Origin of the sequence: Endobacterium panacihumi, assembly GCF_050847465.1 — a bacterium.
GTDB classification, from domain to species: Bacteria; Pseudomonadota; Alphaproteobacteria; order Rhizobiales; family Rhizobiaceae; genus Neorhizobium; species Neorhizobium panacihumi.
On the sequence record NZ_JBOZRA010000001.1, the window covers coordinates 919,873 to 945,558 of the forward strand.

The 25,686-nt window shown below is 61.3% G+C and carries 19 protein-coding genes and 1 pseudogene; 14 read left to right on the top strand and 6 right to left on the bottom strand.

Annotated elements, in window-relative coordinates; translation table 11 throughout:
• Positions 1-29: 29 nt before the first annotated feature.
• From ACRQ1B_RS04610 to ACRQ1B_RS04625, 4 genes are read right to left on the bottom strand one after another with little or no spacing between them, the layout of a single operon-like run.
• Positions 30-866 carry a carbohydrate ABC transporter permease gene (locus tag ACRQ1B_RS04610; RefSeq protein WP_432293810.1) on the bottom strand — a complete coding sequence of 279 codons (837 nt, stop codon included), beginning with the start codon at positions 864-866 and terminating at the stop codon, positions 30-32.
• Complete coding sequence (locus ACRQ1B_RS04615; protein ID WP_432292480.1) at positions 863-1,813, bottom strand: carbohydrate ABC transporter permease; 951 nt, start codon at positions 1,811-1,813, stop codon at positions 863-865. The genes ACRQ1B_RS04610 and ACRQ1B_RS04615 overlap by 4 nt, the downstream gene beginning before the upstream one ends.
• Entirely contained in the window at positions 1,806-2,969 is a 1,164-nt protein-coding gene (locus ACRQ1B_RS04620) for an ABC transporter ATP-binding protein (protein ID WP_432292481.1), read from the bottom strand. Before ACRQ1B_RS04620 ends, ACRQ1B_RS04615 begins: the two co-directional genes overlap by 8 nt.
• Positions 2,966-3,826, bottom strand: a complete 861-nt coding sequence (locus ACRQ1B_RS04625; RefSeq protein ID WP_432292482.1) for a metallophosphoesterase family protein — start codon at positions 3,824-3,826, stop codon at positions 2,966-2,968. Before ACRQ1B_RS04625 ends, ACRQ1B_RS04620 begins: the two co-directional genes overlap by 4 nt.
• A 250-nt stretch (positions 3,827-4,076) precedes the next feature.
• Here ACRQ1B_RS04625 and ACRQ1B_RS04630 point away from each other — a divergent pair, with 250 nt between their 5' ends.
• The 5 genes and pseudogenes from ACRQ1B_RS04630 to ACRQ1B_RS04650 all read left to right on the top strand — a co-directional run bounded on the left by ACRQ1B_RS04630 (position 4,077) and on the right by ACRQ1B_RS04650 (position 6,842).
• Entirely contained in the window at positions 4,077-4,352 is a 276-nt protein-coding gene (locus ACRQ1B_RS04630; RefSeq protein ID WP_432292483.1) for a hypothetical protein, read from the top strand.
• Positions 4,353-4,438: 86 nt separating this feature from the next.
• Positions 4,439-5,260, top strand: a complete 822-nt coding sequence (locus ACRQ1B_RS04635; protein ID WP_432292484.1) for a bifunctional allantoicase/(S)-ureidoglycine aminohydrolase — start codon at positions 4,439-4,441, stop codon at positions 5,258-5,260.
• Between the two features lie 123 nt (positions 5,261-5,383).
• A complete protein-coding gene (locus ACRQ1B_RS04640; protein ID WP_432292485.1) occupies positions 5,384-5,581 on the top strand; it encodes a hypothetical protein in 198 nt (65 codons plus the stop codon).
• Between the two features lie 255 nt (positions 5,582-5,836).
• A pseudogene (locus ACRQ1B_RS04645) lies at positions 5,837-6,193 on the top strand (response regulator); the annotation flags it as partial.
• Between the two features lie 100 nt (positions 6,194-6,293).
• Positions 6,294-6,842, top strand: a complete 549-nt coding sequence (locus tag ACRQ1B_RS04650) for a GNAT family N-acetyltransferase (RefSeq protein ID WP_432292486.1) — start codon at positions 6,294-6,296, stop codon at positions 6,840-6,842.
• A 91-nt stretch (positions 6,843-6,933) separates the two neighbouring features.
• Here ACRQ1B_RS04650 and ACRQ1B_RS04655 read toward each other — a convergent pair whose 3' ends face one another.
• The gene (locus ACRQ1B_RS04655) at positions 6,934-8,259 is read right to left on the bottom strand and encodes a dicarboxylate/amino acid:cation symporter (protein WP_432292487.1); all 1,326 of its coding nucleotides are present in this window, start codon (positions 8,257-8,259) and stop codon (positions 6,934-6,936) included.
• Positions 8,260-8,541: 282 nt separating this feature from the next.
• On the opposite strand from ACRQ1B_RS04655, the gene ACRQ1B_RS04660 reads away from it, so the two are divergent.
• The 6 genes from ACRQ1B_RS04660 (at position 8,542) to ACRQ1B_RS04685 (ending at position 19,155) form a co-directional block, all read left to right on the top strand.
• Complete coding sequence (locus ACRQ1B_RS04660) at positions 8,542-10,371, top strand: sensor histidine kinase (protein WP_432292488.1); 1,830 nt, start codon at positions 8,542-8,544, stop codon at positions 10,369-10,371.
• The gene (locus ACRQ1B_RS04665; protein WP_432292489.1) at positions 10,368-11,723 is read left to right on the top strand and encodes a sigma-54-dependent transcriptional regulator; all 1,356 of its coding nucleotides are present in this window, start codon (positions 10,368-10,370) and stop codon (positions 11,721-11,723) included. The genes ACRQ1B_RS04660 and ACRQ1B_RS04665 overlap by 4 nt, the downstream gene beginning before the upstream one ends.
• 1,263 nt (positions 11,724-12,986) lie before the next feature.
• Entirely contained in the window at positions 12,987-15,323 is a 2,337-nt protein-coding gene (locus ACRQ1B_RS04670) for a DNA translocase FtsK (protein ID WP_432293811.1), read from the top strand.
• 166 nt (positions 15,324-15,489) lie between these two features.
• A complete protein-coding gene (locus tag ACRQ1B_RS04675) occupies positions 15,490-16,500 on the top strand; it encodes an iron ABC transporter substrate-binding protein (RefSeq protein WP_432292490.1) in 1,011 nt (336 codons plus the stop codon).
• Positions 16,501-16,576: 76 nt separating this feature from the next.
• Positions 16,577-18,115 carry an ABC transporter permease gene (locus tag ACRQ1B_RS04680; RefSeq protein WP_432292491.1) on the top strand — a complete coding sequence of 513 codons (1,539 nt, stop codon included), beginning with the start codon at positions 16,577-16,579 and terminating at the stop codon, positions 18,113-18,115.
• The gene (locus tag ACRQ1B_RS04685) at positions 18,112-19,155 is read left to right on the top strand and encodes an ABC transporter ATP-binding protein (RefSeq protein WP_432292492.1); all 1,044 of its coding nucleotides are present in this window, start codon (positions 18,112-18,114) and stop codon (positions 19,153-19,155) included. The genes ACRQ1B_RS04680 and ACRQ1B_RS04685 overlap by 4 nt, the downstream gene beginning before the upstream one ends.
• A 75-nt stretch (positions 19,156-19,230) precedes the next feature.
• Here the strand turns inward: ACRQ1B_RS04685 and ACRQ1B_RS04690 are convergent, their stop codons facing one another.
• Positions 19,231-21,018 (bottom strand): putative bifunctional diguanylate cyclase/phosphodiesterase, encoded by a 1,788-nt coding sequence (locus ACRQ1B_RS04690; protein WP_432292493.1) that lies wholly within the window; start codon positions 21,016-21,018, stop codon positions 19,231-19,233.
• A 158-nt stretch (positions 21,019-21,176) separates the two neighbouring features.
• On the opposite strand from ACRQ1B_RS04690, the gene ACRQ1B_RS04695 reads away from it, so the two are divergent.
• The 3 genes from ACRQ1B_RS04695 (at position 21,177) to ACRQ1B_RS04705 (ending at position 25,637) form a co-directional block, all read left to right on the top strand.
• Positions 21,177-21,419 carry a hypothetical protein gene (locus tag ACRQ1B_RS04695; protein ID WP_432292494.1) on the top strand — a complete coding sequence of 81 codons (243 nt, stop codon included), beginning with the start codon at positions 21,177-21,179 and terminating at the stop codon, positions 21,417-21,419.
• A gap of 355 nt (positions 21,420-21,774) precedes the next feature.
• Entirely contained in the window at positions 21,775-22,476 is a 702-nt protein-coding gene (locus ACRQ1B_RS04700) for an EAL domain-containing protein (RefSeq protein WP_432292495.1), read from the top strand.
• Positions 22,473-25,637, top strand: coding sequence for a UDP-N-acetylmuramoyl-tripeptide--D-alanyl-D-alanine ligase (locus ACRQ1B_RS04705; protein WP_432292496.1), 3,165 nt, complete (start codon positions 22,473-22,475; stop codon positions 25,635-25,637). The genes ACRQ1B_RS04700 and ACRQ1B_RS04705 overlap by 4 nt, the downstream gene beginning before the upstream one ends.
• Positions 25,638-25,686 lie beyond the last annotated feature (49 nt).

Here is a 25,686-nt window from a genome sequence, read left to right on the forward strand (position 1 = left end):
GGGGGAGGTGAGGCGACCGGTTGTTCGGGCTATCCCTTCAGACCGGTCATGGTGATGCCCTCGACGAAGCGTTTTTGTGCGAGAAGAAATGCCGCAACGAGGGGAAGGGTGATGATCAAAGTGGCGGCCATCAGCGCGCCGTAGTCGTCGCCGGCCTCGGCTGCCCGGAAGAACAGGAGGCCGAGCGGCGGCGTGGCATAGGCCTGATTGGAGACGACGATCAGCGGCCAGTAGAGGTCGTTCCAGTGGGCAACCACGGAAAAGATCGCAAAGGCGGTGATGGCCGGCCAGGCATTGGGAACGATGACGCGCATCACGATGCCGAGTTCCGACATGCCGTCCAGACGGGCGGCGTGGATGAGATCATCCGGCATGGCGCGAAAGAACTGCAGGAACAGGAAGATCGCAAACACCGAGATCGAGAAGGGGGCGACGAGAGCCGTATAGCTGTTGAGCAGAGCGGCGCTGTCGAAGGCGACATAGAGCGGCAGCGAGGTGGCGTGGATCGGCACCAGCAGGCCGAGCATGACCAGCGCCATCAAGAGGCGGGCAGCGCCAAATTTCAGCTTGGCCATGGCATAAGCGCAAGGGATGGCGATGATCACCTGAATGACAAAAATCAGGCCGCAGACGATGACGCCGTTCCAGAGCAGCTGGCCCATCGAGACGCGACCAAAGGCTTTTGCGAAGTTCTCGAGATAGAAGAACTGCGTCGGGATGAGCGACAGCGACGAGGTGAAGATCTCGCTCTGGCCCTTGCCGGCGGTGGAGATCATGAAGATGTAGGGCGCGAGGAAGATCAGCGCGCCGAGCGACAGGAGGGTGAGGCGGACGGCCCGGCCGAGGGAAAAGGTCCCAGTCATCAGTAATGTACCTTCCGGTCGACGAGGCGGTATTGCGCGAACATCATCACCACCAGCACGGCAAGGAAGACGACGGTCATGGCCGAGGCGTAACCGACGCGCAGGTAGACAAAGCCCTCCTGGTAGATGGTGAAGAGCAGGACTTCCGAGGCCTTGTTGGGGCCGCCTTCGGTGAGCGTTTTCACCGTTTCGAACACTTTGACCGCGTTGATGATGCTGATCGTGGTGACGAAAACCGTGGTCGGGCCGAGCATGGGCAGGGTGACGAGGAAAAAGCGATCCAGCGAGGATTTTGCGCCATCGATTTCGGCGGCGGCATAAAGATCGCGCGGGATGGCGGTGAGGCCGGCGAGAAACAGGATCATGTTGAAGCCGACCGTCTGCCAGACGCCGATCATCGACAGGCTGTAGAGGACTGTGCCGGCGGAGCCGAGCCAGTTGGGGCCGGGCAGGCCGATCAGGTTGAGCAGGCTGTTGACCGGGCCGATGGTCGGATGCAGCAGGTATTGCCAGACTGTGGCCATGGCGACGAGCAGTGATGCGACGGGGAGAAAATAGGCCGTGCGGAAAAAGGAGCGGCCGACCGTTTCGCTTTCGATGAGGAGAGCCACGCCGAGGCCGAGCAGGATCGAGGCTGGGGCGACGATGGCCGTGTAGATGGCGGTGTTCCACAGCGACTGGCGGAACGTGCGGTCGCCCATCAGTTCGGCGTAGTTTTCGAAGCCGACAAACTTGAAGGTGCTGTAACCCAGTTCGAAATCGGTGAAGCCGAGCGTGATGACGGCGACGACCGGTGCGAGAATGAACAGCACGATGAGGATCATCGCAGGCGCTGCGAGCATCCATGCAACGCGGGCTTCGTGGCGTTCGCTGACGTTGACGATGGGCTTGGGTGCCTTCTCGCGCGAAGACGAACCGGCCGGAATGGAGATGGCGGTCAGGTCAGCCATGCGCCCGCTCCAGCTGGGTGGTGAAGGTGAGATCGGCACGCAGGCGGGCACCATCGGCACCGAATACCATCAGGCGTTCACCCTGCGGCACGATCGTGACCGGCTTGCCGGCGACAAGGCCCCTGGCGTCGGACGGAGCGAGCTTGACGACCATGCTTTCGCCGATGGCATCGAGCTTGGTGTAGACGATCACTTCCGAGCCGAGGAATTCCAGACGCTCGATATGGGCGGGAAGGCCCGGTGCGCCGAGATCGGCGATCGACAAAAATTCCGAGCGGATGGCGACGGTGATATCAGAGCCGGGCGCAAGCGTTTCATGCGGCTGCAGGCGCCATGTGCCGAGCGTGACGGCGCCATCGGCATCGACGCGGCTGGCAATGGTGTTGATGCGCGGCTGGCCGACGAATTTTGCCACTTCGATATGGGCCGGATCGTCATAGATGACTTCGGGTGCTGCGAGCTGCAGCAGGTTGCCGGACATCATCACCGCGACGCGGTCGGCCATCGACAGGGCTTCCGCCTGATCGTGGGTGACATAAAGCGTCGGCACGCCGGCGCGACGGTGCAGGTCGACGATTTCGCCACGGGCATGGACGCGCAGGTTGGCATCGAGGTTGGAGAGCGGCTCGTCCATCAGGAACAGGCCGGGCTGGCGCACCATTGCCCGCGCCAAGGCGACGCGCTGGCGCTGGCCGCCGGACATCTGGCCGGGCTTGCGGTCGAGAAGGTGATCGATCTTCAGCGAACGGGCCATGTCGGTGACTTGCCGCATGATATCCTTGCGGATCGCCTTCTGACCCGGCAGCAGCGAGCCGATGACCGGCAGGCGCTGCATCGAGGTGAGGTTGCGCATGGCGAGCGGCACGGCGATGTTCTGGCCGGCGGTCAGATGCGGATAAAGCGCGTAGGACTGGAACACCATGGCGACGTTGCGTTCGGCCGCGACCAGGCGCGTCAGGTCGCGGCCGCCGGCAACGATCTCACCGCTGTCGGCGCCTTCAAGTCCGGCGACGATGCGCAGCAGCGTGCTCTTGCCGCAGCCCGAGGGACCGACCAGCGCGATGAACTCGCCGGCTTCCGCCTCCAGGCTGATGCCCTTCAATATGTGGTTGTCACCAAAGGACTTGGTGACGTTTTGGATCGAAAGCGCGCTCATTCCGCCGCCTCCGGTGCAGTTTTCTTGGCGCTCTGCGGATAAACTTCCTCGATGACGTCATCTATGACATGGGCAACCATGCCCGGAACGGCGACGATGGTGCTTTTCACCGTCGCGCCGAATTCGTGGACGACGGAGCCAACGAGACGCTCGCCCGGCATTTCGCGCTCCAGCGTGTCGATGATGAAGGCCGCAGCCGGACCCCAGACGAGGGCGGTGTCTTCGAACTTGCCTTCCCAGGCCCAGTGCAGGTGGCCGCTGGCGAAGAGCGCAACGTCGTGGGCGGCGATCAGGTCATACATGCGGCCGCGCTGGGCCGGGCGCAGGCCCCAGTAACCGGTATCGCCTTCCTGCGGCTCATCGACGAAAAGCGGCTTGTGGGAGAACATGGCGACGCGGCGGTCGCCACGGTTTTCCAGCACTTCCTTCAGCCAGATGAACTGGGCTTCTTCTTCCGTACCGTCGGCGTCGTCGCCTTGGCCGAACAGGAGCGCGTTGAGGCCGATGAGACGCCAGTTGCCCTTGTCTGTATCGGCATCGTGGAACCAGTAATCGCGGCCGACCATGTCACGCCAGCGGTTGAGGCGCTCGGCATTGACGGGTTGCGGCGAGCCGGGCAGGTGGCCGACATCGTGATTGCCGGGAATAATCAGCATCGGGGCCGACACTTCGCGCATCAGGTCCATGGAGAAGGAGAGATCGTTGGCGTGGTCGGCGCCATCGACGGAAAGATCGCCCGTGTGGATGATCAGATCCGGATCCTGCGCCTCGATCCACTGCATGAGCGGGGCCCAGTTGCCGTTGAAATGCGGCTTCATGGGGCTCAAGTGCGTATCGGTGATCTGGATGACTTTCATGGGGCAAACTCCAACATTCCGGCGGGCGGCCTTCATGGCGCCACGCATCTGTTGAGCGGCGTCTTAGCGAGCTTGCTTGTCAGTCAAATTACAGGGGTTTCCAGTTTCCTTCCATTTTCGTCATGGAACCGTCATGCGAGGCGATTTTCCCTGTCTTTGCTGGAAAAGCGGAGGGCGAGAAGAAAAATCCCCGATTGAAATAAAGCTGTCGCATGAAGCGTGTATTGGCCGGCGCAAAGGAGCCAAGATCATGTTTCGAGACCTCACATTGCACCAGGCCATTCAGGACCCGCTGATCGCGCAGATGCGCAAGGCGGATGGCATCGGCATGGAGGAATTCGCGACATTCATGATGAAGGCGGCCGACCATTATCGCGTGACCGAGATCGAAAGTCTGCAGCGCCGCCGTGTCGACCAGTTCTACCGGATGATCGGGGCAGGCGACATTCATGTGCCGCCGCCGCGCGAAACCGTTCGCGATATGCCCAAACACATGGTCAAGGGCCCGATCTGGGACCTTTGCTGAGCCGGCGATTTGCGCAGCCAATAAACCGTTGCCTCGCCCGGATGTGGTGCTTACACCTTGAGCATCAATAATAACGGGTGCAGCGCATGACATCTTCCAGCTATTTTTCCGCAGTGGGCGGCCTGCCGCCGCAGACGCAGACGCTTTCCAGCAAGGCGGTGTTCACGACGGCTTATGCGGTCATTCCAAAAACCGTGATGAGCGATATCGTCACCAGCATTCTGCCGCACTGGGAAAAGACTCGGGCGTGGATTCTGGCACGGCCGATGACCGGTTTTTCCGAGACGTTTTCGCAGTATATCGTCGAGGTTCTACCGGGTGGCGGCAGTGTTCGCCCGGAGCCGGATGCGCGGGCGCAAGCGGCAATCTTTGTCGTTGCCGGCGGCATGACGGTCACACTGGATAGTGAAGTGCATTACCTGAGAGCCGGTTCGTTTGCCTATCTTCCGGCCGGTTCCGCCTGGACGATCGCCAACGATACCGGAGAGGCGGTGCGGTTCCACTGGGTGCGCAAGGTGTTCAAGGTGGTGGAGGGGCTCGAGTTGCCGCCAGCGATCTTTTCCCACGAAGACGACTGCGAGATGTCGGCTATGCCGGATACCGACGGCCGCTGGGCGACGACGCGCTTCATCGATCCGTCCGACGTGCGTTACGACATGCATCTCAACATCGTCACCTTCGAGCCGGGCGCCACCATTCCCTTCATGGAAACCCATATCATGGAGCACGGGCTTTATGTGCTGGAGGGCAAGGCTGTGTATCGGCTGAACTCCGATTGGGTCGAGGTCGAGGCCGGTGATTTCATGTGGCTGCGCGCCTATTGCCCGCAGGCCTGTTATGCCGGTGGCCCCGGGCGCTTCCGTTACCTGCTCTACAAGGATGTGAACCGTCACCCCGACCTTTGGTAGGTCGGCTCTTGCCGAGTCGGGCTCCCGGCAAGTCGCAGCCTGGTGATCGGTTGCCTTCGGAACCGCTGACCCGCCGCAACGTTATGCCATCAGACCAGATCTATGGAAATGATGGAGGACAATATGCCTATGGCTCATGACAATTCCAACAAGACGCCCTCCGATGCGGTGAAATCGCTGAAGGATGAAAAACGCGCGCAGACGCGCACAGACGTCGATAGCGAGCTGGACGAAGGTCTGGAAGACACGTTTCCGGCCAGCGACCCGGTCTCTGCGACCCGCTCCGGCAATGCGCCCGACGACAAGGGCGGCAAGCGCTGATTTTTATAGCCGGCTTATGAAGGTGCCCGGTCGCATTGCGGCCGGGCCTTTTACTGGCGAAAGTGTGCGATACCGGACGAAGAAACTTCTCGCGCAACCTCAATCTTGTCGTAATAATACCCCACGCTATCTATCTGGTGGAATCCGCTCAAGGAGGCGGGGCGGATTCCGAGAACGAAAAATCCCTGGTGCAAAGCCGTGGGGATACAAAATATGCCGGGGGTAAACCGCATGAGCGACCTGCAGACACAACGCCGTATCCTGATGGTGGACGACGACGTTCTGATCGCCATGACATCCGTCGACATGCTCGAGGAACTCGGTCACAAGGTTATCGAGGCGCATTCCGGACGTGAAGCCCTGGAGCTGTTGGGCAAGGCCATCAATGGTGGCGATCGCATCGATCTGATGATCACCGATTTTTCCATGCCCGGCATGAATGGTGCCGAACTGGCCCAGCAGGCTCGCCAGCTTGTGCCCGGCCTGTCGATCCTGCTTGCCAGTGGCTACAGCGACCTGCCGGAAGGCATGGATATCGATGTGGGTCGGCTCGGAAAACCCTATTCGCAGGAAGACCTGGCAAGCGAAATTGCCAAGGTGATGATCGGCTGAGATTTCAGGCGGCCGTCTTGCCGCCTTGTGGTGCTTGTCTGCGATCAATGAATTCCGACCGGACAGCCGATATGGTTGCCCGTAATCGGAGGATGCGGTGATGCTGCGTTATGAGACAGACAGGCTGATCGTGCGGCGGCCCAACCTTGCCGATCTCGGCGATTATCTCGCCTTCAGAAATCATCCCCAAAATCTGCGTATGCAGCCCGCCGACCCGGCGACACCTGAAAGGGCATCGGCGCTTTTGGCCCGACAGGCGGAGATGCCGGTTGGCGTCGAAAACATCTGGGTGATGCTGGCCGTTGAACTCAAAGGCGAAGGTCGCATGATCGGCGAGGTGGGCGTTTTTCTGTTCGACAGGGCCGCCAGTCTCGGCAATCTCGGCTGGATCATCCACGCCGATTTTCAGCGGCGTGGATATGCGCGTGAGGCGGTTCAAGCGCTTTTGCATTACGTGTTCGATGTGGAGGGATTGCGCCGGGCGACGGGAAATTGCCCGACCTATAACGAGGCTTCCTTTCGGCTGATGGAAAAACTGGGGATGCGCCGCGAAGCCCATACGCGCCAAAGCCGACAGTGGAAGGGCGATTGGTTCGACGAATATGCCTATGCGCTCTTGCGCGACGAGTGGCTGGGCTTTGGTCGCTGACGCCGTGTTACCGGTATCCAATGGGCCATCAGAAAAGCCCGCCGCTTGCGCGACGGGCTTTTCTTCATGCGGGTCTCTTGGGAGGACCTGATTATTCGGCGGGCTGCAACGCTGCCGGGGCCGGTTCGCCGGTGAGTTGGCCGGACATCGCCTTGTCGAGCATCGACTTGTCCAGTTCGCCTTCCCAGCGGGCAACCACGATGGTGGCGACCGCATTGCCGACGAGGTTGGTCAGCGCGCGGCATTCCGACATGAAGCGGTCGATGCCGAGGATCAGCGCCATGCCGGCAACCGGAACGGCCGGGACGACCGAAAGCGTGGCGGCGAGCGTGATGAAGCCGGCGCCGGTGATGCCGGCGGCACCCTTGGACGACAGCATGGCCACGAGCAGAAGCAGGATCTGGTCGGTCAGCGACAGATCTATGCCGGTTGCCTGTGCGATGAAGAGGGCAGCCAGCGTCATGTAGATGTTGGTGCCGTCGAGGTTGAAGGAATAACCCGTCGGGATGACGAGACCGACAACCGAGCGCTTGCAGCCGGCGCGTTCCATCTTCTGCATCAGGTTCGGCAGGGCCGCTTCCGAAGAGGACGTGCCGAGAACCAGCAGCAGTTCCTCCTTGATGTAGCGGATCAGGGAGAAGATCGAGAAGCCGTTATACTTGGCGACTGCGCCGAGGACGACGACCACGAACAGGAATGCCGTGAGGTAGAAGGTCAGGATCAGGAAGGCGAGGTTGGCGACCGAACCGATGCCATACTTGCCGATGGTAAACGCCATGGCGCCGAAAGCGCCGATCGGGGCGGCCTTCATCAGGATCGCGACGAGGCGGAAGATCGGGGTGGTGAGCGCGGTCAGGAAGTCGAGAACCGGCTTGCCCTTTTCGCCGACCATGCCGAGCGAAATGCCGAACAGCACCGAGAAGAACAGGACCTGCAGGATATCGCCCTGTGCGAATGCGCCGACAATGGTTTCCGGGATGATGTTCATCAGGAAGCCGGTGATCGTCGTTTCATGCGCCTTGGTGGCGTAGGATGCGACTGCCTTGCCGTCGAGCGAGGCCGGATCGATGTTCATGCCGGCGCCGGGCTGCAGCACGTTGCCGACGATGAGGCCGACGATGAGGGCCAGTGTCGAGAAGCAGAGGAAGTAGAGCATCGCCTTGCCGGCGACGCGACCGACCTTCTTCAGGTCCGACATGCCGGCAATGCCGGTGGCGACGGTGAGGAAGATGACGGGGGCGATGATCATCTTCACCAGACGGATGAAGGCGTCACCCAGCGGCTTCAGGCTGGCGCCGAAATCCGGATAGAAATGGCCGAGCAGCATGCCGGCAACGATCGCCACGATGACCTGGAAATACAGGTGGCGATAGAATGGCAGGGCCTCCGCCTTGGGGGCGGGTGCGTGGATATCCATGATGTCCTCCAGTTGCCCCGCTCAAGGTTTCCTACCCGGGGCAGCAGTTGATAGAATGCAAGGAGAGCAGCAAGGGCCGTGCCAGTTTGCGTTTCAATCGATTAAGCCCTTGAAATAACAAGTGCCAATTTGATCTGGATTAACTTTTCATTTGTAAATTGTGCGGATATCCGCACTTTCTGTTGATGGCTGTGCGAAATCATGCTCATTGGTGGCATGTCAAAATCAACACGCCAGCAGACCGAACATATGTTGCATCGGCAGTTTCGCCGGACATGGGCCATGTTTGCCGTAGCAGCCTTGTGTCTGGCTCTGGTGCTGGGCTTTCTGGTGGAGCATTTCGGCCGGGTTTCGGCGCTCGAACGACTGGAAAGTCAGGGGAGAACGGAGGCGGATCTCAAGGTGGCGCTGCTGCGCGCCTCGCTGGAGCGGCCGCGCGCCTTGCCGCTGCTTCTGGCCGGTGACCGCGATGTGCGCGATGCACTGACCGATCCTGCCGGCGCGCGGGCGACCGAGCGGCGCGCGTTGCTGGATGCCAAGCTGGAAGATCTCGTCGTTCAGACCAATGCCTCGGTCATTTACGTGATCGGGCTGGACGGCATCGCCATCGCGTCGAGCAACTGGCGCGAGCCGACCAGTTTTGTTGGCAATGATTATGCTTTTCGTGCCTATTTTTCCGGGGCGATGAAGGACGGTTCGGCCGAACATTTTGCGCTCGGCAGCGTCAGCAAGCGGCCGGGGCTTTATATCTCGCAGCGCGTGGGACCGGCGGAAGCGCCGCTTGGCGTCGTTGTTGCAAAGATGGAATTCGACCAGCTGGAAGCGGAGTGGCGCAATTCCGGCCGGCCTTCCTATGTGGTCGACAACAATCATGTCGTGCTGGTGTCGAGCGTGCCCTCATGGCGTTTCATGACGACGCAGGCGCTTCATCCCGAAGACCTCGGCGCGATCAGGGAAAGCCTGCAATTCGGCGATGCACCGCTTCTGCCGCTACCATTCTCCCGCGAGCGCATGGTGAATGACGGGGCGGCGATCCTGTGGGTGGTGATGCCGGGTGAGGCCGAACCGCAGGACTTTTTGCGCATCACGGCGCCGATTGCCTCGACCCCGTGGCGGTTCGAATATCTGATGCCGATCCGGCTGCCGCTCGCCGACGCCATGCGCGAGGCGCGGCTGACGGCACTCATCGGCTGGGCGGGTCTGGTCGCGCTGGCTGGCCTGCTGTTGCGGCGCCGGCAGGTGACGGTGATGACGATTGCCGGCGAGCAGCGGGCGCGCGAGGAGCTTGAGGAGCGGGTGGCGGCGCGCACGATCGACCTCAGCCTGGCGCGCGACCGGCTGGAGGCAGAAATCGCCGACCATGAAATGACCGATCGCAAGCTACATGCCGTGCAGCAGGATCTGGTTCAGGCGAACCGGCTGGCGATCCTTGGCCAGGTGGCGGCCGGGGTGGCGCATGAGATCAACCAGCCGGTCGCGACCATTCGTGCCTATGCCGATAATTCCAAGATCTTTCTGGCGCGCGGCAAGACGGAAAGCGCGGTGGAGAACCTCGATCTGATCGCCTCACTCACCGAGCGGATCGGCGTGATTACCGAGGACCTGAAGGCGCTTTCGCGAAAGGGGCGGGCGGAGGCAGTCCCGGTGCTCCTGAAGGATGTTCTCGATGGCGCGCTGATGTTGGTGCGCAGCCGTTTTGCAGGAAAGCTGGATACGCTGACAATCTTTCCGCCACCGCAGGGCTTGCAGGTGATGGGCAGCCGGCTGCGGCTGGAGCAGGTGTTTATCAATCTCATTCTCAACGCACTGGAGGCCGTCGAGGGGCGTGACGACGCGCATATCACTGTCACCACGGAGGTGGCGGGTGAGCGCGTCGCGATCCGCGTGTCCGACAATGGGCCCGGTGTGCCGGAAAAAATTCTGGCTGCGATGTTCGAGCCGTTCAACTCCTCCAAGGAGCATGGGCTGGGGCTCGGGTTGGTGATCTCCAAGGATATCGTTTCGGATTATGGCGGCCGTATCGAGGTGGAAAGCGTGCCGGGCCATACGTGCTTTACGGTGTTTCTGGCGCTGGTGGTGGTGAGCGAAGGCAATGAAGAGGCAAAGGCATGAGTGAGGCGACAAAAGTCTATCTGATCGATGACGATGCCGATCTGTTGCGCGCTACCGGCCAGACGCTGGAGCTGGCAGGTTTCGAGGCGACGCTGTTTACCTCTGCGACGGATGCCTTGTCGCGGCTCGATGCCGGGTTCGAGGGTGTGATCGTCTCGGACATTCGCATGCCGGGTCTCGACGGGCTGGAGCTTTTCGAGCGTGTGAGGGAGTTGGATGCTGAACTGCCAGTGATCCTGATGACCGGGCATGGCGATATTCCGATGGCCGTCAAAGCCATTCAGGACGGGGTTTATGATTTTATCGCCAAGCCGTTTGCCACTGACAGGCTGCTGCAATGCATTCGCCGGGCGGCGGAAAAGCGCCGACTGATCGTGGAGAACCGCCGGCTGCGGCAGGACGCGGCGGAAGGCGGGGCGGGCCCGCAGCTTCTCGGCCAGACGCCCGTCATGGTGCGGTTGCGGCAGACCTTGAAGCAGATTGCCGATACGGATGTCGATGTGCTGGTGACCGGCGAGACCGGCAGCGGCAAGGAAGTGGTGGCGAGCCTGCTGCATCAATGGGGGCGCCGCGCGCAAGGGCATTTTGTGGCGCTGAACTGCGGGGCCTTGCCGGAACAGATCATCGAGAGCGAGCTTTTTGGGCACGAGCCGGGTGCCTTCACTGGTGCGCAGAAAAAACGCGTGGGGCGGATCGAGTACGCGGATGGCGGCACGCTGTTTCTCGATGAGATCGAAAGCATGCCGATGGCGACGCAGGTGCGCATGTTGCGTGTGCTGGAGATGCGCGAGGTGGCGCCTTTGGGCACCAACGATATCCGGCCGGTCGATCTGCGTGTCGTCGCGGCGGCCAAGGTGGATCTGGGTGATCCCGGTCAGCGCGCGAGTTTTCGCGAAGACCTTTATTACCGTCTGAACGTGGTGTCGTTGTCGATCCCGCCGCTGCGCGAGCGGCGCGAGGATGTGCCTCTACTGTTCCATTATTTTGCGGAGAAGGCGGCGAGAAAATTTTCCCGCGATGTGCCGGTCATGTCCGATGCGGTCACGCGTTATCTCGCCGACCATCACTGGCCGGGCAATGTGCGCGAGTTGTCCCATTTTGCCGAGCGCGTGACGCTGGGTCTGGAGCCTGTGCCGGTGTCCGTTGGCGTGATGCCGGAGAGGGGAGGGGGAGAGGGGCTTTCTTTGCCCGAGCGAGTCGATGCGCATGAGGCGGAAATCATTCGTGACACGCTGACCTCCTTCAACGGCAATGTGCAGCAGACCATCGCTGCGCTGAAAATTCCGCGAAAAACCTTTTACGACAAGCTGCAGCGCTACGGTATCATACGTTCCGACTATGCCGAGCGGTGAGGGCGGCGTTTACCGGATCCGGTTTCGGATCATGTTTTTTGCGAATTATTTTCAGTGAATGAAATCAATCGCATGAGTGTTCGATAGGGTAATTTTCTCAAGGGTTTCCGGCGTTTCGGGATGGTACGGCGAGAGGTGGTTTAAAGGACCTGTTAACCTTTATTTCCTATCTCTTGAACCGTTCGTGCCACTCCTGTCCTTCGTTCGGTGCCCATGCAATTTTCTCGTCAAAATCCATCCCAGACTAACGAAAAAAATATCGCCGAGGACGGCGGATCGCAGAGCGTAGATGCCACCCCGTCTCTGGCAGAGCAGGAGGCGGCCTATGCGGCGGCCCAGGCGCGCAAGGACCTTCTTGCCCGCATGCAGGCGCCGGTTCAGCTTTCGGCGCAGGCACGCAAGGCGGCAGCAGCCGCCGCCGCATCTGCTGCTGGAGCCGATGTGCCGCCGCAGGTAAAGGAAGATGGTGTCTGGCAGCAGGCCTTTAGCCTTGCGCCGAATGTGCGGTTTACGCGCACACCTGAAGCTACGCTGTCCTCTCGCCATGCCGATGCGCATGAGCCGGAAGCGGCGGTGATGCCGGATGCCTATGCCCAGCTTTCGATCGAAGGGGCCGGCGAGCATTCCGCCCGCAAAGTGGCGTCTGCGCCTTCCGTCAGTGATGAAGCCGAGCGTGTGGCGGCTGAAGCCGCCGCGGCACGGGCGGCCGCTGCCGAGGCCTTTCGCAACTCCCTTCCCAAGACGGGTTCGCCCCTGATCGTGCCGCGGCGCGTGCCGGCTGCTCCGATCGCAGCAATGGCGCCGGTGCCGATGACGCCGGTCAGCGGTCCCGTTTCGCAGATCCCTGCTGCAGAGCAGGTCCCGGCTCAGGTTCAGGCGCAGGCCGATGTGCAGCAGATGGTCGCCACCACTGCGACCGTCGCCGCGCCCTCGATCCTGATGCCGGATGGTTTCGATGGATATGTCGCGGTTGCGCCTCAGGCGCCTGCGTCGCATCCGAAATTCTCCGCGGGCGGTTCGGTCGATACGATTGCCGGCCTGCAGCAGCTGGCGGCCGCCATGCGTCGCGGTCTGGTCCAGACGATGCCGACGCCGGCCGGTTCGCTGGTGGCCAATGATGTTGCGCCGGTCGCGGTCGCTCCCGTTGCTGTCGCGTCTGGCACGCAGGCTCAGGCCGTTGTCGAGCAGGCGGCCGCACCGGTTGCCGTGTCCGACTTCGCCTTCTGGGAAGTTATGCCTTTCGATATCGCGGCAATTCCGCCGATGTCCGAAGCGCTGGATGGTCACCAGATCGCCACGCCGGTAGAAAAGCCGGTCGTGTCAGCACCTCTGCCGGTGATCGTGCAGACGCCGATAGCGCCCAAGCCGGTCATGGCACCGGAAATGCTGACACTGTTGAACTCGAAGCGCCGTTATGCGCCGGCAGGTTCGGTCGTTGCGCTTTACCGTGAAGTGGCGACCGCCAAGCACGCGCAGGCCGTTGCCGAAGAACTGCCATCCCTGCCGCCACTTCTGCAGGCAGTCATCGAAGGTCCTGTCAGCCACGCGAGCCAGCCGACTGTGCAGGCGGCACCCGTGCCTGTCGCGCCGGTGCCAGAGCCTGCCAACCAGCAGGCCGCACCGGCCATGCCAATGGTCGCCAATGCGCATCCATTCCTGCAGCCTGGTATGATGCAGGTCGCAGCCATGATGCAGCCGACCGTTGCCGCCGTGGCGACGCCAATGGCCGCGCCGGCTGGCCTGATCCAGACGACGGCATTCGTTCAGTCGACGCCTGTCACCGCCGAGCCAGTGGTTGCCAGCCCGTTTGTTGCTTCTCCGATCTTCGGTAGCCCCGCCTTTGGTCGCTCGTCGTTTGGCTCTTCGGCTTTTGCTGCACCGGTTGCGCCTGCTGCGGAAGTCACTCCAGTCGTGCTTGCTGAGACCGTTGCCGAAGCTGCTAAAGTCGAGGCACCGGCCGAAGCCGCCGTTGCTCCGGCTCCCAGCAATGTCACCATCACCGTTCCGGCCGCAACGCCGGCACGCGCCCAGACCGTGCGCCCGAGCCTTGCCGAATACGAGTTTCCGCCGATCGGCCTGTTGCAGGAACCACGCGGCGAGCGTGGCCAGGCCATGCAGCCCGACGCGCTGCAGCAGAGCGCCGGTCTTCTCGAAAGCATTCTGGAAGATTTCGGGGTCAAGGGTGAGATCATCGACGTGCGCCCCGGTCCGGTCGTCACGCTTTATGAATTCGAGCCTGCTCCGGGCGTGAAATCTTCCCGCGTCATCGGTCTTGCCGACGATATCGCCCGTTCGATGTCGGCCCTGTCGGCCCGCGTCGCCGTGGTGCCCGGCCGCAACGTCATCGGCATCGAACTGCCGAATGCCGTGCGCGAAACCGTGTTCTTCCGCGAACTGATCGAGTGCGAAGATTATTGGGAAACCAAGCACCGCCTCGCGCTGTGCCTCGGCAAGACGATCGGTGGCGAGCCGGTGATCGCGGAACTGGCAAAAATGCCGCATCTTCTCGTGGCCGGCACGACCGGTTCGGGCAAGTCGGTTGCCATCAACACGATGATCCTGTCGCTTCTCTACCGGTTGCGCCCGGAAGAATGCCGCCTGATCATGATCGATCCCAAAATGCTGGAACTGTCGGTTTATGACGGCATCCCGCACCTGCTGACCCCGGTCGTGACCGATCCGAAAAAGGCCGTGCTGGCGCTGAAATGGGCCGTGCGCGAAATGGAAGACCGTTATCGCAAGATGTCGCGTCTCGCCGTTCGCAATATCGACGGCTACAACCAGCGTGCCGCTGCGGCGCGTGAGGCCGGCGAGGTGATCACCGTCAACGTGCAGGTCGGTTTCGACCGCCACAATGGCGAGATCGTCTACGAGGAACAGGAAATGGACCTCGCGCCGATGCCTTACATCGTCGTCATCATCGACGAGATGGCCGACCTGATGATGGTGGCCGGCAAGGAAATCGAAGGTGCCGTCCAGCGTCTGGCGCAGATGGCGCGTGCCGCCGGTATCCATGTGATCATGGCGACGCAGCGTCCCTCGGTCGATGTCATCACCGGCACGATCAAGGCAAACTTCCCGACGCGCATCTCCTTCCAGGTGACGTCGAAGATCGACAGCCGCACCATTCTGGGTGAGCAAGGTGCTGAAAACCTGCTTGGCCAGGGCGACATGCTGCACATGGCCGGCGGCGGACGGATTTCGCGCGTCCACGGTCCGTTCGTTTCGGATGCCGAGGTGGAACATGTGGTCAAGCATCTGAAGCTTCAGGGCCGTCCAGAATATCTCGGCACCGTGACCGAGGACGAGGAAGAGGGCGGCGCCGAGGAAACGACCGACGAAGCCGTGTTCGACAAGAGCTCGATGGGTTCGGAAGACGGCGGTGACGATCTTTATGAAAAGGCCGTCAAGGTCGTGCTCAAGGATCGCAAATGCTCGACTTCCTATATCCAGCGCCGTCTGTCGGTGGGCTATAACCGCGCCGCCTCGCTGGTGGAACGGATGGAGCAGGAAGGTCTGGTCGGCCCGGCCAACCATGTGGGCAAGCGCGAGATCATCGGCGATGGCCGCGGTCCGCAGGGTTCGGGCATGGACGACTGAGGTTTTTGCCTCGGATGTGAACGATGAGAGAGGGTCCGCTTGCGGGCCCTTTTTCCGTTTGCGTTGCCGACAGAGGACATAGCCAAACTTGACGGCCATCCTCGCCTTTCAATAAAACAGTTCGGTCGCGATCCCTGCGTCGCGCGATGTCCCGGAGGATGTTTTCTTGAGAAATTCCGTTGCCCTTACCGTCGGCACTGCCGCGCTGGCGTTTTCCGTTTTTGCGCTGCCGGCTTATGCGCAGGTGGCCGATGCCATCACCATCTATAACGCCCAGCACGAGGGGCTGACGAAGGAATGGGCGCAGGCCTTTACCGAGGATACCGGCATCGTCGTCACCATCCGCAACGGTTCCGACATGGAATTCGCCAACCAGATCGTGCAGGAAGGCGAAAACTCTCCGGCCGACATCTTCCTCACCGAAAATTCGCCGGCCATGGCGCTGGTGGATGGCAAGGGCCTGTTCGAGCCGGTGGCCGCCGACACGCTGGCGCAGGTGCCCGAACAGTTCCGGCCCGCCAACGGTCACTGGATCGGGGTTGCGGCGCGCTCCACTGTGTTTGCCTATGACAAGACGAAACTCTCCGAAGACAAGCTGCCGAAATCCATGCTCGACCTTGCCAAGCCGGAATGGAAGGGCCGCTGGGCGGCGTCGCCGTCCGGCGCGGATTTTCAGGCGATTGTCGGCGCTCTCCTGCAGTTGAAGGGTACTGATGCGACGGAAAGCTGGCTGGAAGGCATGCAGGCCAATTATACCGCCTACAAGGGCAATTCGATCGCCATGAAAGCCGTCAATGCCGGTGAAGTAGATGGCGCGCTGATCTACCATTATTACTATTTCGGCGATCAGGCGAAGACCGGCGAAAACAGCAACAATGTCGGACTGCATTATTTCAAGGGGCAGGATCCGGGTGCCTTCGTGTCGATTTCCGGCGGCGGCATTCTGAAATCGTCAAAGCACAAGGAACAGGCGCAGGCCTTTCTCGAATGGCTGACCGGCGAAAGCGGCCAGCGCGTGCTGCGCGAGGGAACCTCCTTCGAATATGCGGTGGGCAAGGGGGCGGCCTCCAACAAGGCGCTGGTTCCGCTTGATGAGCTTGATGCGCCAAAAGTGGAGCCTTCGACGCTCAACAATGCGCAGGTGACGGACCTGATGACCGAGGCCGGGATATTCTGACGGGCGACAGCCGCTTTCTCCTTCCTCGTCTTTCAGGTTGGCCATGACGTCATCCGTTTCAGATATCCCAATCCCGATGGTCCGACGCAGGCGTAGAACCGGCGCGTCGTCATGGACGTTTGCCACCGCCGTCATCATCGCGCTTTTGGCGCTCCTGCCGCTGTTTTTCGTCATCTGGGCGACGATCGCGACCGGGCCGGAGACGGCCTATAAATTGATTGCGCGCCCGCGTGTCGGGGCGCTGTTGGCAAATACCGTGGCTCTTGTGCTGATCACCGTGCCGCTTTGCGCAGCTCTTGCCGTGGCGCTGGCCTTCCTGACGGAGCGAACCGACATGCCGGGCAGGCGGTTATGGGCGTGGTTGTGCATCACGCCGCTTGCCGTGCCGGCCTTCGTGCATTCCTATGCCTGGATTGGGCTGTGGCCGAGCCTCAACGGTCTTGGTGCCGGCGTTGCGATTTCGGTTGTCGCCTATTTTCCGTTTCTCTACCTGCCGGTGGCGGCTGCCTTCAGATTGCTCGACCCGGCACTCGAAGATCAGGCTGCGTCCCTCGGGCTGTCTCCCTTTGCCGTCTTCCGTCGTGTCATTCTGCCGCAATTGCGGCTGTCCTTGTGCGGGGGCTCGCTTCTGGTGGGGCTGCATCTGCTGGCCGAATACGGTCTGTTCGCGATGATCCGCTTCGACACGTTTACGACGGCGATCGTCGAGCAGTTCCAATCCACCTATAACGGCGTGGCAGCGCATATGCTCGCGCTGGTGCTGGTGATCTGCTGCTTTGCGCTGATTGGGTTCGAAGTGGTTTTGCGTGGACGCAGCCGTTATGCGCGGCTCGGTTCCGGCGTGGCGCGGGCGGCGGGTGTCACGCAGTTCGGGCGTTGGCGGTATGCGGCGATGCTATTGCCGGCGCTGACGGCGGTGTTCGCGCTTGGCATCCCGGCCTACACGCTGACGCGCTGGCTTGTGGCGGGTGGTGCAACGATCTGGCGGATGGACGAGATCGGCCTCGCACTGTCGCAGACGCTGGTGATCTGTCTGATCGGTGGTGTCTGCACCGTCCTGGCGGCATTGCCGATTGCCTGGCTTTCTGTGCGCAGGGCGGATCGGAGGAGCCGGATTGTCGAGAGCTGTTATTATCTCGCAAGTTCGATGCCGGGCGTGGTGGTCGCGCTGGCGCTCGTCACGGTGACGGTCAGGGTGGCGCTGCCGCTTTACCAGACACTGGCGACAATCACGCTTGCCTATGTGATCATGTTCCTGCCGCGGGCGCTGGTCAGCCTGCGCACCAGCATTGCGCAGGTACCGGTGGAACTGGAACAGGCGGCCGCCAGCCTCGGACGCTCGCCGATGCGTGCGCTTGTGGCAACGACGGTGCGGCTGGCGGCGCCGGGGGCTGCCGCCGGCATGGCGCTCACCTCGCTCGGCATCCTCAACGAATTGACGGCAACACAGATGCTGGCACCGAACGGCACCCGCACGCTCGCCATGGCCTTCTGGGCGCTGTCGAGCGAGATCGATTATGCGGGGGCCGCCCCTTACGCGGTGCTGATGGTCATGTTTTCTCTGCCGATGACCTGGCTTCTCCACCACCAATCCAGAAAGATCGCCGGACGATGACGTTTTTGCATGTGAGCGGCTTGCGCAAACAATTCGGCAATGTCGCGGCGCTGGATGGCGTCGATCTGGCGATCACGACTGGCAGTCGCACTGCGATCGTCGGGCCTTCGGGCTGCGGCAAGACCACGCTTCTGAGAATGATCGCGGGTTTCGATGTGCCGGACGGTGGTTCAATCACGGTGGATGGCGTGCCGCTGGCCGATGCGGAGGCACAGGTGCCGGCGCATAAACGCGGTATCGGTCTGGTGGCGCAGGATGGCAGCTTGTTTCCGCACCTGACGGTCTACGACAATGTTGGCTTCGGCTTGGACAGAAATTTTGACGGGCGGGAAAGGCTGATCGGCGAGCTGATCGACATGGTCGGGCTGGAACGGGCGATGCTGGCCCGAAAACCTGACCAGCTTTCGGGCGGCCAGCAGCAGCGCGTGGCGCTGGCGCGCGCGCTTGCGAGAAAACCGCGGCTGATGTTGCTGGACGAACCGTTTTCGGCTCTTGATACGGGCCTGCGGGCGCAGACGCGGCGGGCGGTGACGGAGGTGCTGGTTTCAGCCGGCATCACCACCATTCTTGTGACCCATGATCAGGCCGAGGCACTGGCCTTTGCCGATCAGGTCGCGGTGATGCGGGCGGGGAAATTCGCACAGGTGGGAACGCCGCGCGAAATTTATGCCCGCCCGGCCGACGCGGCAACGGCGCGTTTTCTGGGTGAGGCGATCGTGCTTGCGGCAGATATGGGCGATGGTTTCGCGGATTGCGCGCTGGGCCGCGTGGTGGTGGATGGTGGCGCCAAGCCGGGCAGGGCGGAGATCATGGTGCGGCCGGAGCAGATCGAGATTATGGCATATGGTGAAGGCGGTGAGGGCGTTTCCGGCATTGCCTCGCAGATCGATTTCTGCGGTCCGCGTTACGACGTGACGATCACCACGGAAGGACCGGAACCATTCGTGATGCGGCTGAGCCTGCCAAGCCGTAACATTTTAGGCGAGGGTGAGCGGATACGGCTGACCGTGGCGGGGCCAGCGCATGTGTTTGGCTGCTGATGGCCGCCACAATAGTCTGAATGGATTTATATGAAGCTCGAGCCGGCGTGCTCTGCCGCCCCTGTCGCGCTGCGGTTATGCCCCTTGTCTTTTCGACTTCTCCAGCGTTGCTGCGTTTTCCGAAATCAGTCGCCGTGCCACCGTCTGCGCAGGTTCCGGCCGGCCGAAATGGTAGCCCTGAAAGATATCGCAGCCGAGACGGCGCAAGGCTTCCGCATGCTGCTTGGTCTCAATGCCTTCGGCAATCACGCCCACCTTCAGCGTCTGGGCGATCTGGATGATCGATTTGAGGATGCGGCGCTGCTCCACCGACACCACCACGTCCTTGACGAGATTGCGGTCGATCTTCAGCCGGTCCGGCCTGATCTTGACGAGGCCGAGCAGGGAGGCGTGGCCGGAGCCGAAATCGTCGAGTTCGATTTCGATGCCGAGACTGCGCAGGCTGCGGATGCGATCAAGGATTTCGTCGGAGGATTCGTCTAGAAAAATGGTTTCCACCAGTTCGAAAGCGATGCCATGAAAATCCGTAGGGCGTCTTTCCAGTTCCGTCAGCAGTTCGGCATCGTGAAGCCGCGTTGCCGAAACGTTGACGGCAATGCGCGGCACGCATAGTCCCTCCGCCTGCCAGCTGATGCGATCTTCCAGCACGCGCTCGAGCATCGTGGCGTCGATCACGTTGGCAAGTCCGGTCTCCTGCGCAATGGGCAGGAATTCGAAAGGGGAAAGCAGGCCGCGCGTCGGATGGTTCCAGCGCACCAGCGCTTCCAGCCCGGCGATCGCGCCGGTTCGCGCATCGACCTGTACCTGGTAATGCGGCACGATCTGCCGATCTTCGAGGGCCTCCTGCAGTTCAGCTGCCAGTGTGCGACGCGCCGACAGTTCGTCCTGCAGGGCGGGATCGAAAAAGGCGATGCGGTTCTGCCCCAGCCGTTTGGCCTGATAGAGCGCAACGTCGGATTCGGTCAGCAGGTTCGCGCCGGCGCGGGCGTCCAGCGTGTAGCCGATGCCGATCGACACGCCCGACCGCAGGATGTCGTTTCCGAAGGCCACTGGTTCGCTCAATGCCTTCTGCATGCGTCGGGCGATATCCTCCAATTCCTGCGTCGAGGAAAAATCAGTTAGCACGATGACGAACTCGTCGCCGCCGGTGCGGGCGGCAACCGCACTGGCGGGGGCTGCGCCGATGATGCGGGATGAGGCTACACGCAGGACATGATCACCGGCAGCGTGACCGTGGCTGTCGTTGATCTGCTTGAACCGGTCGAGATCAAGATGCAACACGGCAAGCGATCGATATTTGTCGTCTGCCTGCAATGTGCGCAGGCGGGCATCGAAAAAATTGCGATTGGGCAGGCCGGTCAGGTAGTCGTGTTGGGCGGCATGCTCGATCTCTGCATAACTTTCGGCGAGTTCGCGCGCGCGCTCTTCAAGCTGCGCCTTCTGGCTCTGGAGCGCGTGATGCAGGACGACGTCCTCGGTGACATCCCATTCGGCGCCGATGACGGACGGCTCGCCTTCGTCGTTGACATAATAATGACCGCGTGAGCGCAGGTGGCGGATTTCGCCGCCCGGCAGCACGATGCGAAATTGCGAATCGTAACGACCACGACTGCTGATGGCACGGTCGAAATCGGCATTTGCGCGGGCCATATCATCCGGGTGTATGGCATTTTGCCAAGCATCGGCAGACACCCGCCGCGCGCTTCCACCGGTGCGATAGATCTTGTGCATCTGGGAATCCCAGAGCAGTTCGTCACGCGCGAGATTATGCTCCCAGACACCCATCTGCGAGGCATCGAGCGCCAGTTCAAGCCTGCGGAGAAGATCGCGGTTTTCGCGGGTGGAAGATGCGTTTTTTGCCACTGTAGTCCTCGATATTCGAGAATATAGTAGGTCTTGCTTATTAACGTAGTGTTTGTATCAGCGAAATCTTTCTATCGCTCGGATTTTCACGGTCCGGAACATTTTCTGGATGATCGTCGTTGGATCCCACGATCCAATCCGCATTCAGGGAGGCTTCCATGCCGGGAACCAACAATGTCGTCATGTTCGTCGCGTTTGATCGCAACGACCGGGGTGAGGCGGTGCCTGCATTCACGCCGCGCCAGGCATCAGACGAGGCGGAGGCCGTGCATGCCGTTGAAATACTGGGCGGTCGTCACGCGGGAGCCGTGGCTTGGAAACGTGAGGCGCAGCCGGCCGTCGGAGAAATCGGCGAACCGCAGGTCATCGCAGAACGCGGTGCTATCGGTGATTTTGACTGATTTTTACGCATCATTCACCATGTTGGCGCATTAGTTGACGCTAAATGAGGCAATGTCGACTTTTGCATGAGCTTATCGATTTTTGGACTGGACTGCACGCAATGGATGTGTTTCCATTGCTGTCATAAGTTTGCGTCGCGCTGAAATTCACGCAGCGGATGTATTTGCACGAAGCCCAGAACGAGAAACGGTAGTGCCTGATAAAGCCGGATTTCGACACTTATCCCTTCGTGTCCCTACGCACCTGAATACGGACCTTTCGTCGGTGTTCGGGCAGAGGTCTTTGCGACCTGATACCGGCATTCGCCGGCCAGGGGCCTCCAGCGAGATCATCAAGGGTTTGCCACGATTTGCGATGGCGTTTCAGCCAGTCGCCGACACGATGACGGGTGCCGTCTTCGCACAGGAAGCTCTGGTGCGCGGACGCGACGGCGAGGGCGCCGCATCCGTGTTCGACAAGGTTCCCCAATCCAAACGTCATCTGTTCGAAGCGCTGTGCCGCCAGAGGGCGCTGGAGGCGGTAAGCGAAACCGGTCTCAACGATGCGCGCATCAGCCTCAATGTATCGCCGGATGCCGTGCTCAATCCGGAATTCGGGATTTGCGAAACCATTCGCGTAGCGCGCAGTCTCGGCCTGCATGAGCGGCAACTGATCCTTGAGTTCACCGAGAAGGAAAAGGTTGCCGATATCCGCGCCATCCGCGATCTGATCGTGCCGTTCCGCAAACGTGGGATGATGGTGGCGCTCGATGATTTCGGCGCAGGCTATAATGGTATCCAGACGCTGCTCGAACTGAAGCCCGACGTGGTGAAGTTCGACATGGGCCTGATCAGCCGCATAGACACCTGTGACATGCAGCAGACTCTGATCTCAAGTCTTGCAGAAGCATGCAGCCGTCTCGATATCATCGTCGTGGCGGAAGGCGTGGAGACGCTGCCGCAGGCGCGCATGTTGCAATCCATAGGAATTGCGCTGATGCAGGGCTATCTCTTCGCCCGCCCCACGGTCGGTTTGCTGCCGGCACCGGCGGCCGATATCATGGCGCGGCTGATGTGATCGTGGAGGCCGTGAAGGGCGGGACGGAGGAGCGGCAAAGTCTGCCGCTTTCCGAAATGCTTGCTCTCACCCGCTCCATCGTGTTGCCGCACTGCCGCCCGTTGGCGGAGCCTTTTCCGCGCTTTTGCCTTTTCTTCTCGTATACCGATGGTCATCACCGTGCCCGCGTGGTGCATGTCACCGGCAGCGATTTCGACCGCGTCTGGGATGACGGTGCTGCCCGTATATCGGGCCTGGCTGTATCCGATCTGGGTGGGGGTAAGGGGGCCGTCAATGCCGCTGGCTGGTTGCGTGTCGACTGGATTGATACGGTCGAGGCCAGCAACTGGGTGCGGCTGAACTCTGCGCTTGGCGATACCAAACGCAACTATTTCCGTTACGGGATAGCCTTCGATCCCGACCTCAAACATGCCTTGCTGGAACAGGAACTCAACGCCAACGCCGTGCTTTATGCGGGCAATACGGTGACGAACGCACAACTCAATGCCGGCAATCTGGCGATCTATGCCCAGCAGCGATTTGGCGATACGTTTTCGCAACCGGCAGATGACGGGCCGGTCTTCGTGTTTTCGACTTCTGCCGTCTTTTGCGACGGGCAAAACGCCTTTCCGCTGCATGGGCGTGGATTGGAAACCGGCCGGCGGGTGATCGAGACGCTCGATACCGATACGGTCGAAATGATGATCCGTTCGGGTTCGGATTTCCTGGCGCGTCAGGTGGGTGGCGATGGCCGGTTCGTCTACGGTTATCATCCGTGTTTCGACCGGCCGATTGCCGCCTATAACACGCTGCGCCATGCCAGCACGACCTATTCCATGATCGAGGCTTTCGAGGTGACGCGCGATCCGGCCTTGAAAGTGGCGATCGAACGATCGCTCATGTATCTGACCGGGCAGTTGATCCGCGAGGTGGCTCTCGAGGATGGGCGAATGGCAGCCTTCCTTGTCGATACCGGCGGTGAGATCAAGCTTGGCGGCAATGCGGTCGCCATTCTGGCGCTGGTCAAGCATTGCGAGGTGACCGGCGAGCGGCGACACGTGGCGTTGATGGAAAAGCTCGCGGTCGGCATCTCCACTATGCAGGATGCGGCTTCCGGTGGTTTCGTCCATGTCCTCGGTTTTCCGGACCTTTCGGTCAAGCAGGCATTCCGCACGATCTATTATGACGGCGAGGCAGCTTTTGGGCTGATGCGGCTTTACGGGCTCACGCGCGATCCGCGCTGGCTCGCTGTCGTCGAGCGGGCCTTTGACTATTTCATCCGGGAAGAACACTGGCGACATCACGATCATTGGCTCGGGTATTGCGTCAATGAATTGACGCGATACCGGCCGCAGGAGCGGTACTTTCGCTTCGGGTTGCAGAATGTCGCCGACTATCTCGATTTCGTCACCGACCGCATCACCACCTTTCCGACACTGCTGGAAATGATGATGGCGGCGCGCGATATGCTGGTGCGCATGCGCGCCATGCCGGACCTGCATCCCCTGTTTTCAACGATTGATCTGCAGAAATTCGAAAGGGCATTGGAGGCACGCGCGCGGCATTTGCTCAACGGTTTCTTCTGGCCGGAAATGGCGATGTTTTTCCGCAATCCCGCCCGCATCGCCGGCTCGTTCTTCATCCGCCATCAGGCCTTTCGCGTCCGCATCGATGATGTGGAGCATTACCTGTCCGGTTACATCGCCTATCTGCGGCAACTGGCCGGGAAAAAGGCGTTCCATGATCTGGTCGCTTCGCATGGACGAGGACCGATGCCATCGGGGCCACGCCTTTGGACGGCGGAAGCGGTGGCGCAAGCGACGGGCGGACGCTGGCGGCAACAACCGCCGGCGGGTTGGGTGGCGAAAGGATTGTGCACGCATGCACCGGCGATGCGTGATGGATATATGGCTGTCCTGCGCTTCGAGGGCGACACGAAGGGAATGACGCCGGTGGCGCTGGCGCGCATGTCGATCCGCCCGGCGGCGATCATCACGAGCAGATCGTCCGAGCGGTTCGAGATGGAGAATGGCAAGGATGTCCCGGTTCTCGATGTCGACGATACCGGGGTGGCCGTTCTGGCGCTTGGCGACTATGCCCGCGACCGGATGGCGGCCAAGGTGCTGGCGGTGACCGGCAGTGCCGGCAAGACGACCACCGTCGCCATGCTGGCAGATGCGCTTTCTGCCTATGGCGATACCGGCGTGACCGATCACAATGCCAACCTGCCGCATGGTGTGGCCTGGAACCTTGCTTCCATGCCGCCGGAAGCTGCGCATGTCGTTCTGGAACTGGCGATCGGAAAAATGGGCACAAGTTCGCGGCTGGCGCGCCCGCATGTTGCCATGGTGACGAATATCCAGCCGGCACATCTGGCCGAGGGCAAGACGCTCACCGATATCGCCCGCACCAAGGCCGCGATCTTTTCCGGCGTGCCCGAAGGCGGCATGGCCGTTATCAATCGTGACATGCTGGAATGGGCGACGGTATTTGCCGAAGCGCGAAGGCGGCGCCTGACGGTCGTGCATTACGGCGTGTCAGAGGACTGCGATGTGCAGATGCTGGACTATGCACCGTCGGAACGGCAGGTGACGGCGCGGATCGGCAAGGAGCGGGTCGTTTTCCGGCTCGCCGCGGAGGGCAGGCACATGGCGGAAAATGCGCTTGGCGTGCTGGCGGCCGTGATGGCGCTCGGTTATCCGGTGGAACCGGCGATTGACCGGCTGGCCGGGTTCCAGCCGTTGCCGGGCCGTGGTCAGGGTTTTGCGGTGTCGCTGGATGGACGGCGTGTCGATGTGATCGACGACGCCTATAACGCCAATCCGGGATCAATGCGTGCCGGCCTGGAACGGCTCGCCGGCAGTGCTGCCAACGGCCGACGGATTGCGGTCCTTTCGGAAATGGCGGAGCTTGGAGCAAACAGCGAGGCTTATCATACCGGCCTTGCGCCGCTGTTGGCTCCGCTCGACCGCATTTATCTCGTGGGTACACTGTATGATCGCCTCTGGTCTGCGCTACCCGCGGACCAGCAGGGTGGGCGGGCCGAAGCGATCGAAGCGTTGAAGGCGCCGCTCCTGAAAGATCTGCGCGATGGCGATCTGGTGCTGTTCAAGGGATCGCACAGCACGGGCATGCATGAACTGGTGGATTGGCTGCGAGGGGCCGCGATACCGATCGCATAACGCCTCGCAGCATTTTCAGGATTTCAAACGGCCAGACGGCGCACGATCT

Coding starts and splice junctions, on each gene's coding strand:
- ACRQ1B_RS04615 (WP_432292480.1), bottom strand. CDS start 1,813: ATGGCTGACCTGACCGCCATCTCCATTCCGGCCGGTTCGTCTTCGCGC.
- ACRQ1B_RS04620 (WP_432292481.1), bottom strand. CDS start 2,969: ATGAGCGCGCTTTCGATCCAAAACGTCACCAAGTCCTTTGGTGACAAC.
- ACRQ1B_RS04625 (WP_432292482.1), bottom strand. CDS start 3,826: ATGAAAGTCATCCAGATCACCGATACGCACTTGAGCCCCATGAAGCCG.
- ACRQ1B_RS04630 (WP_432292483.1), top strand. CDS start 4,077: ATGTTTCGAGACCTCACATTGCACCAGGCCATTCAGGACCCGCTGATC.
- ACRQ1B_RS04635 (WP_432292484.1), top strand. CDS start 4,439: ATGACATCTTCCAGCTATTTTTCCGCAGTGGGCGGCCTGCCGCCGCAG.
- ACRQ1B_RS04640 (WP_432292485.1), top strand. CDS start 5,384: ATGCCTATGGCTCATGACAATTCCAACAAGACGCCCTCCGATGCGGTG.
- ACRQ1B_RS04650 (WP_432292486.1), top strand. CDS start 6,294: ATGCTGCGTTATGAGACAGACAGGCTGATCGTGCGGCGGCCCAACCTT.
- ACRQ1B_RS04655 (WP_432292487.1), bottom strand. CDS start 8,259: ATGGATATCCACGCACCCGCCCCCAAGGCGGAGGCCCTGCCATTCTAT.
- ACRQ1B_RS04660 (WP_432292488.1), top strand. CDS start 8,542: ATGTTTGCCGTAGCAGCCTTGTGTCTGGCTCTGGTGCTGGGCTTTCTG.
- ACRQ1B_RS04665 (WP_432292489.1), top strand. CDS start 10,368: ATGAGTGAGGCGACAAAAGTCTATCTGATCGATGACGATGCCGATCTG.
- ACRQ1B_RS04670 (WP_432293811.1), top strand. CDS start 12,987: ATGTCCGAAGCGCTGGATGGTCACCAGATCGCCACGCCGGTAGAAAAG.
- ACRQ1B_RS04680 (WP_432292491.1), top strand. CDS start 16,577: ATGGTCCGACGCAGGCGTAGAACCGGCGCGTCGTCATGGACGTTTGCC.
- ACRQ1B_RS04685 (WP_432292492.1), top strand. CDS start 18,112: ATGACGTTTTTGCATGTGAGCGGCTTGCGCAAACAATTCGGCAATGTC.
- ACRQ1B_RS04695 (WP_432292494.1), top strand. CDS start 21,177: ATGCCGGGAACCAACAATGTCGTCATGTTCGTCGCGTTTGATCGCAAC.
- ACRQ1B_RS04700 (WP_432292495.1), top strand. CDS start 21,775: ATGGCGTTTCAGCCAGTCGCCGACACGATGACGGGTGCCGTCTTCGCA.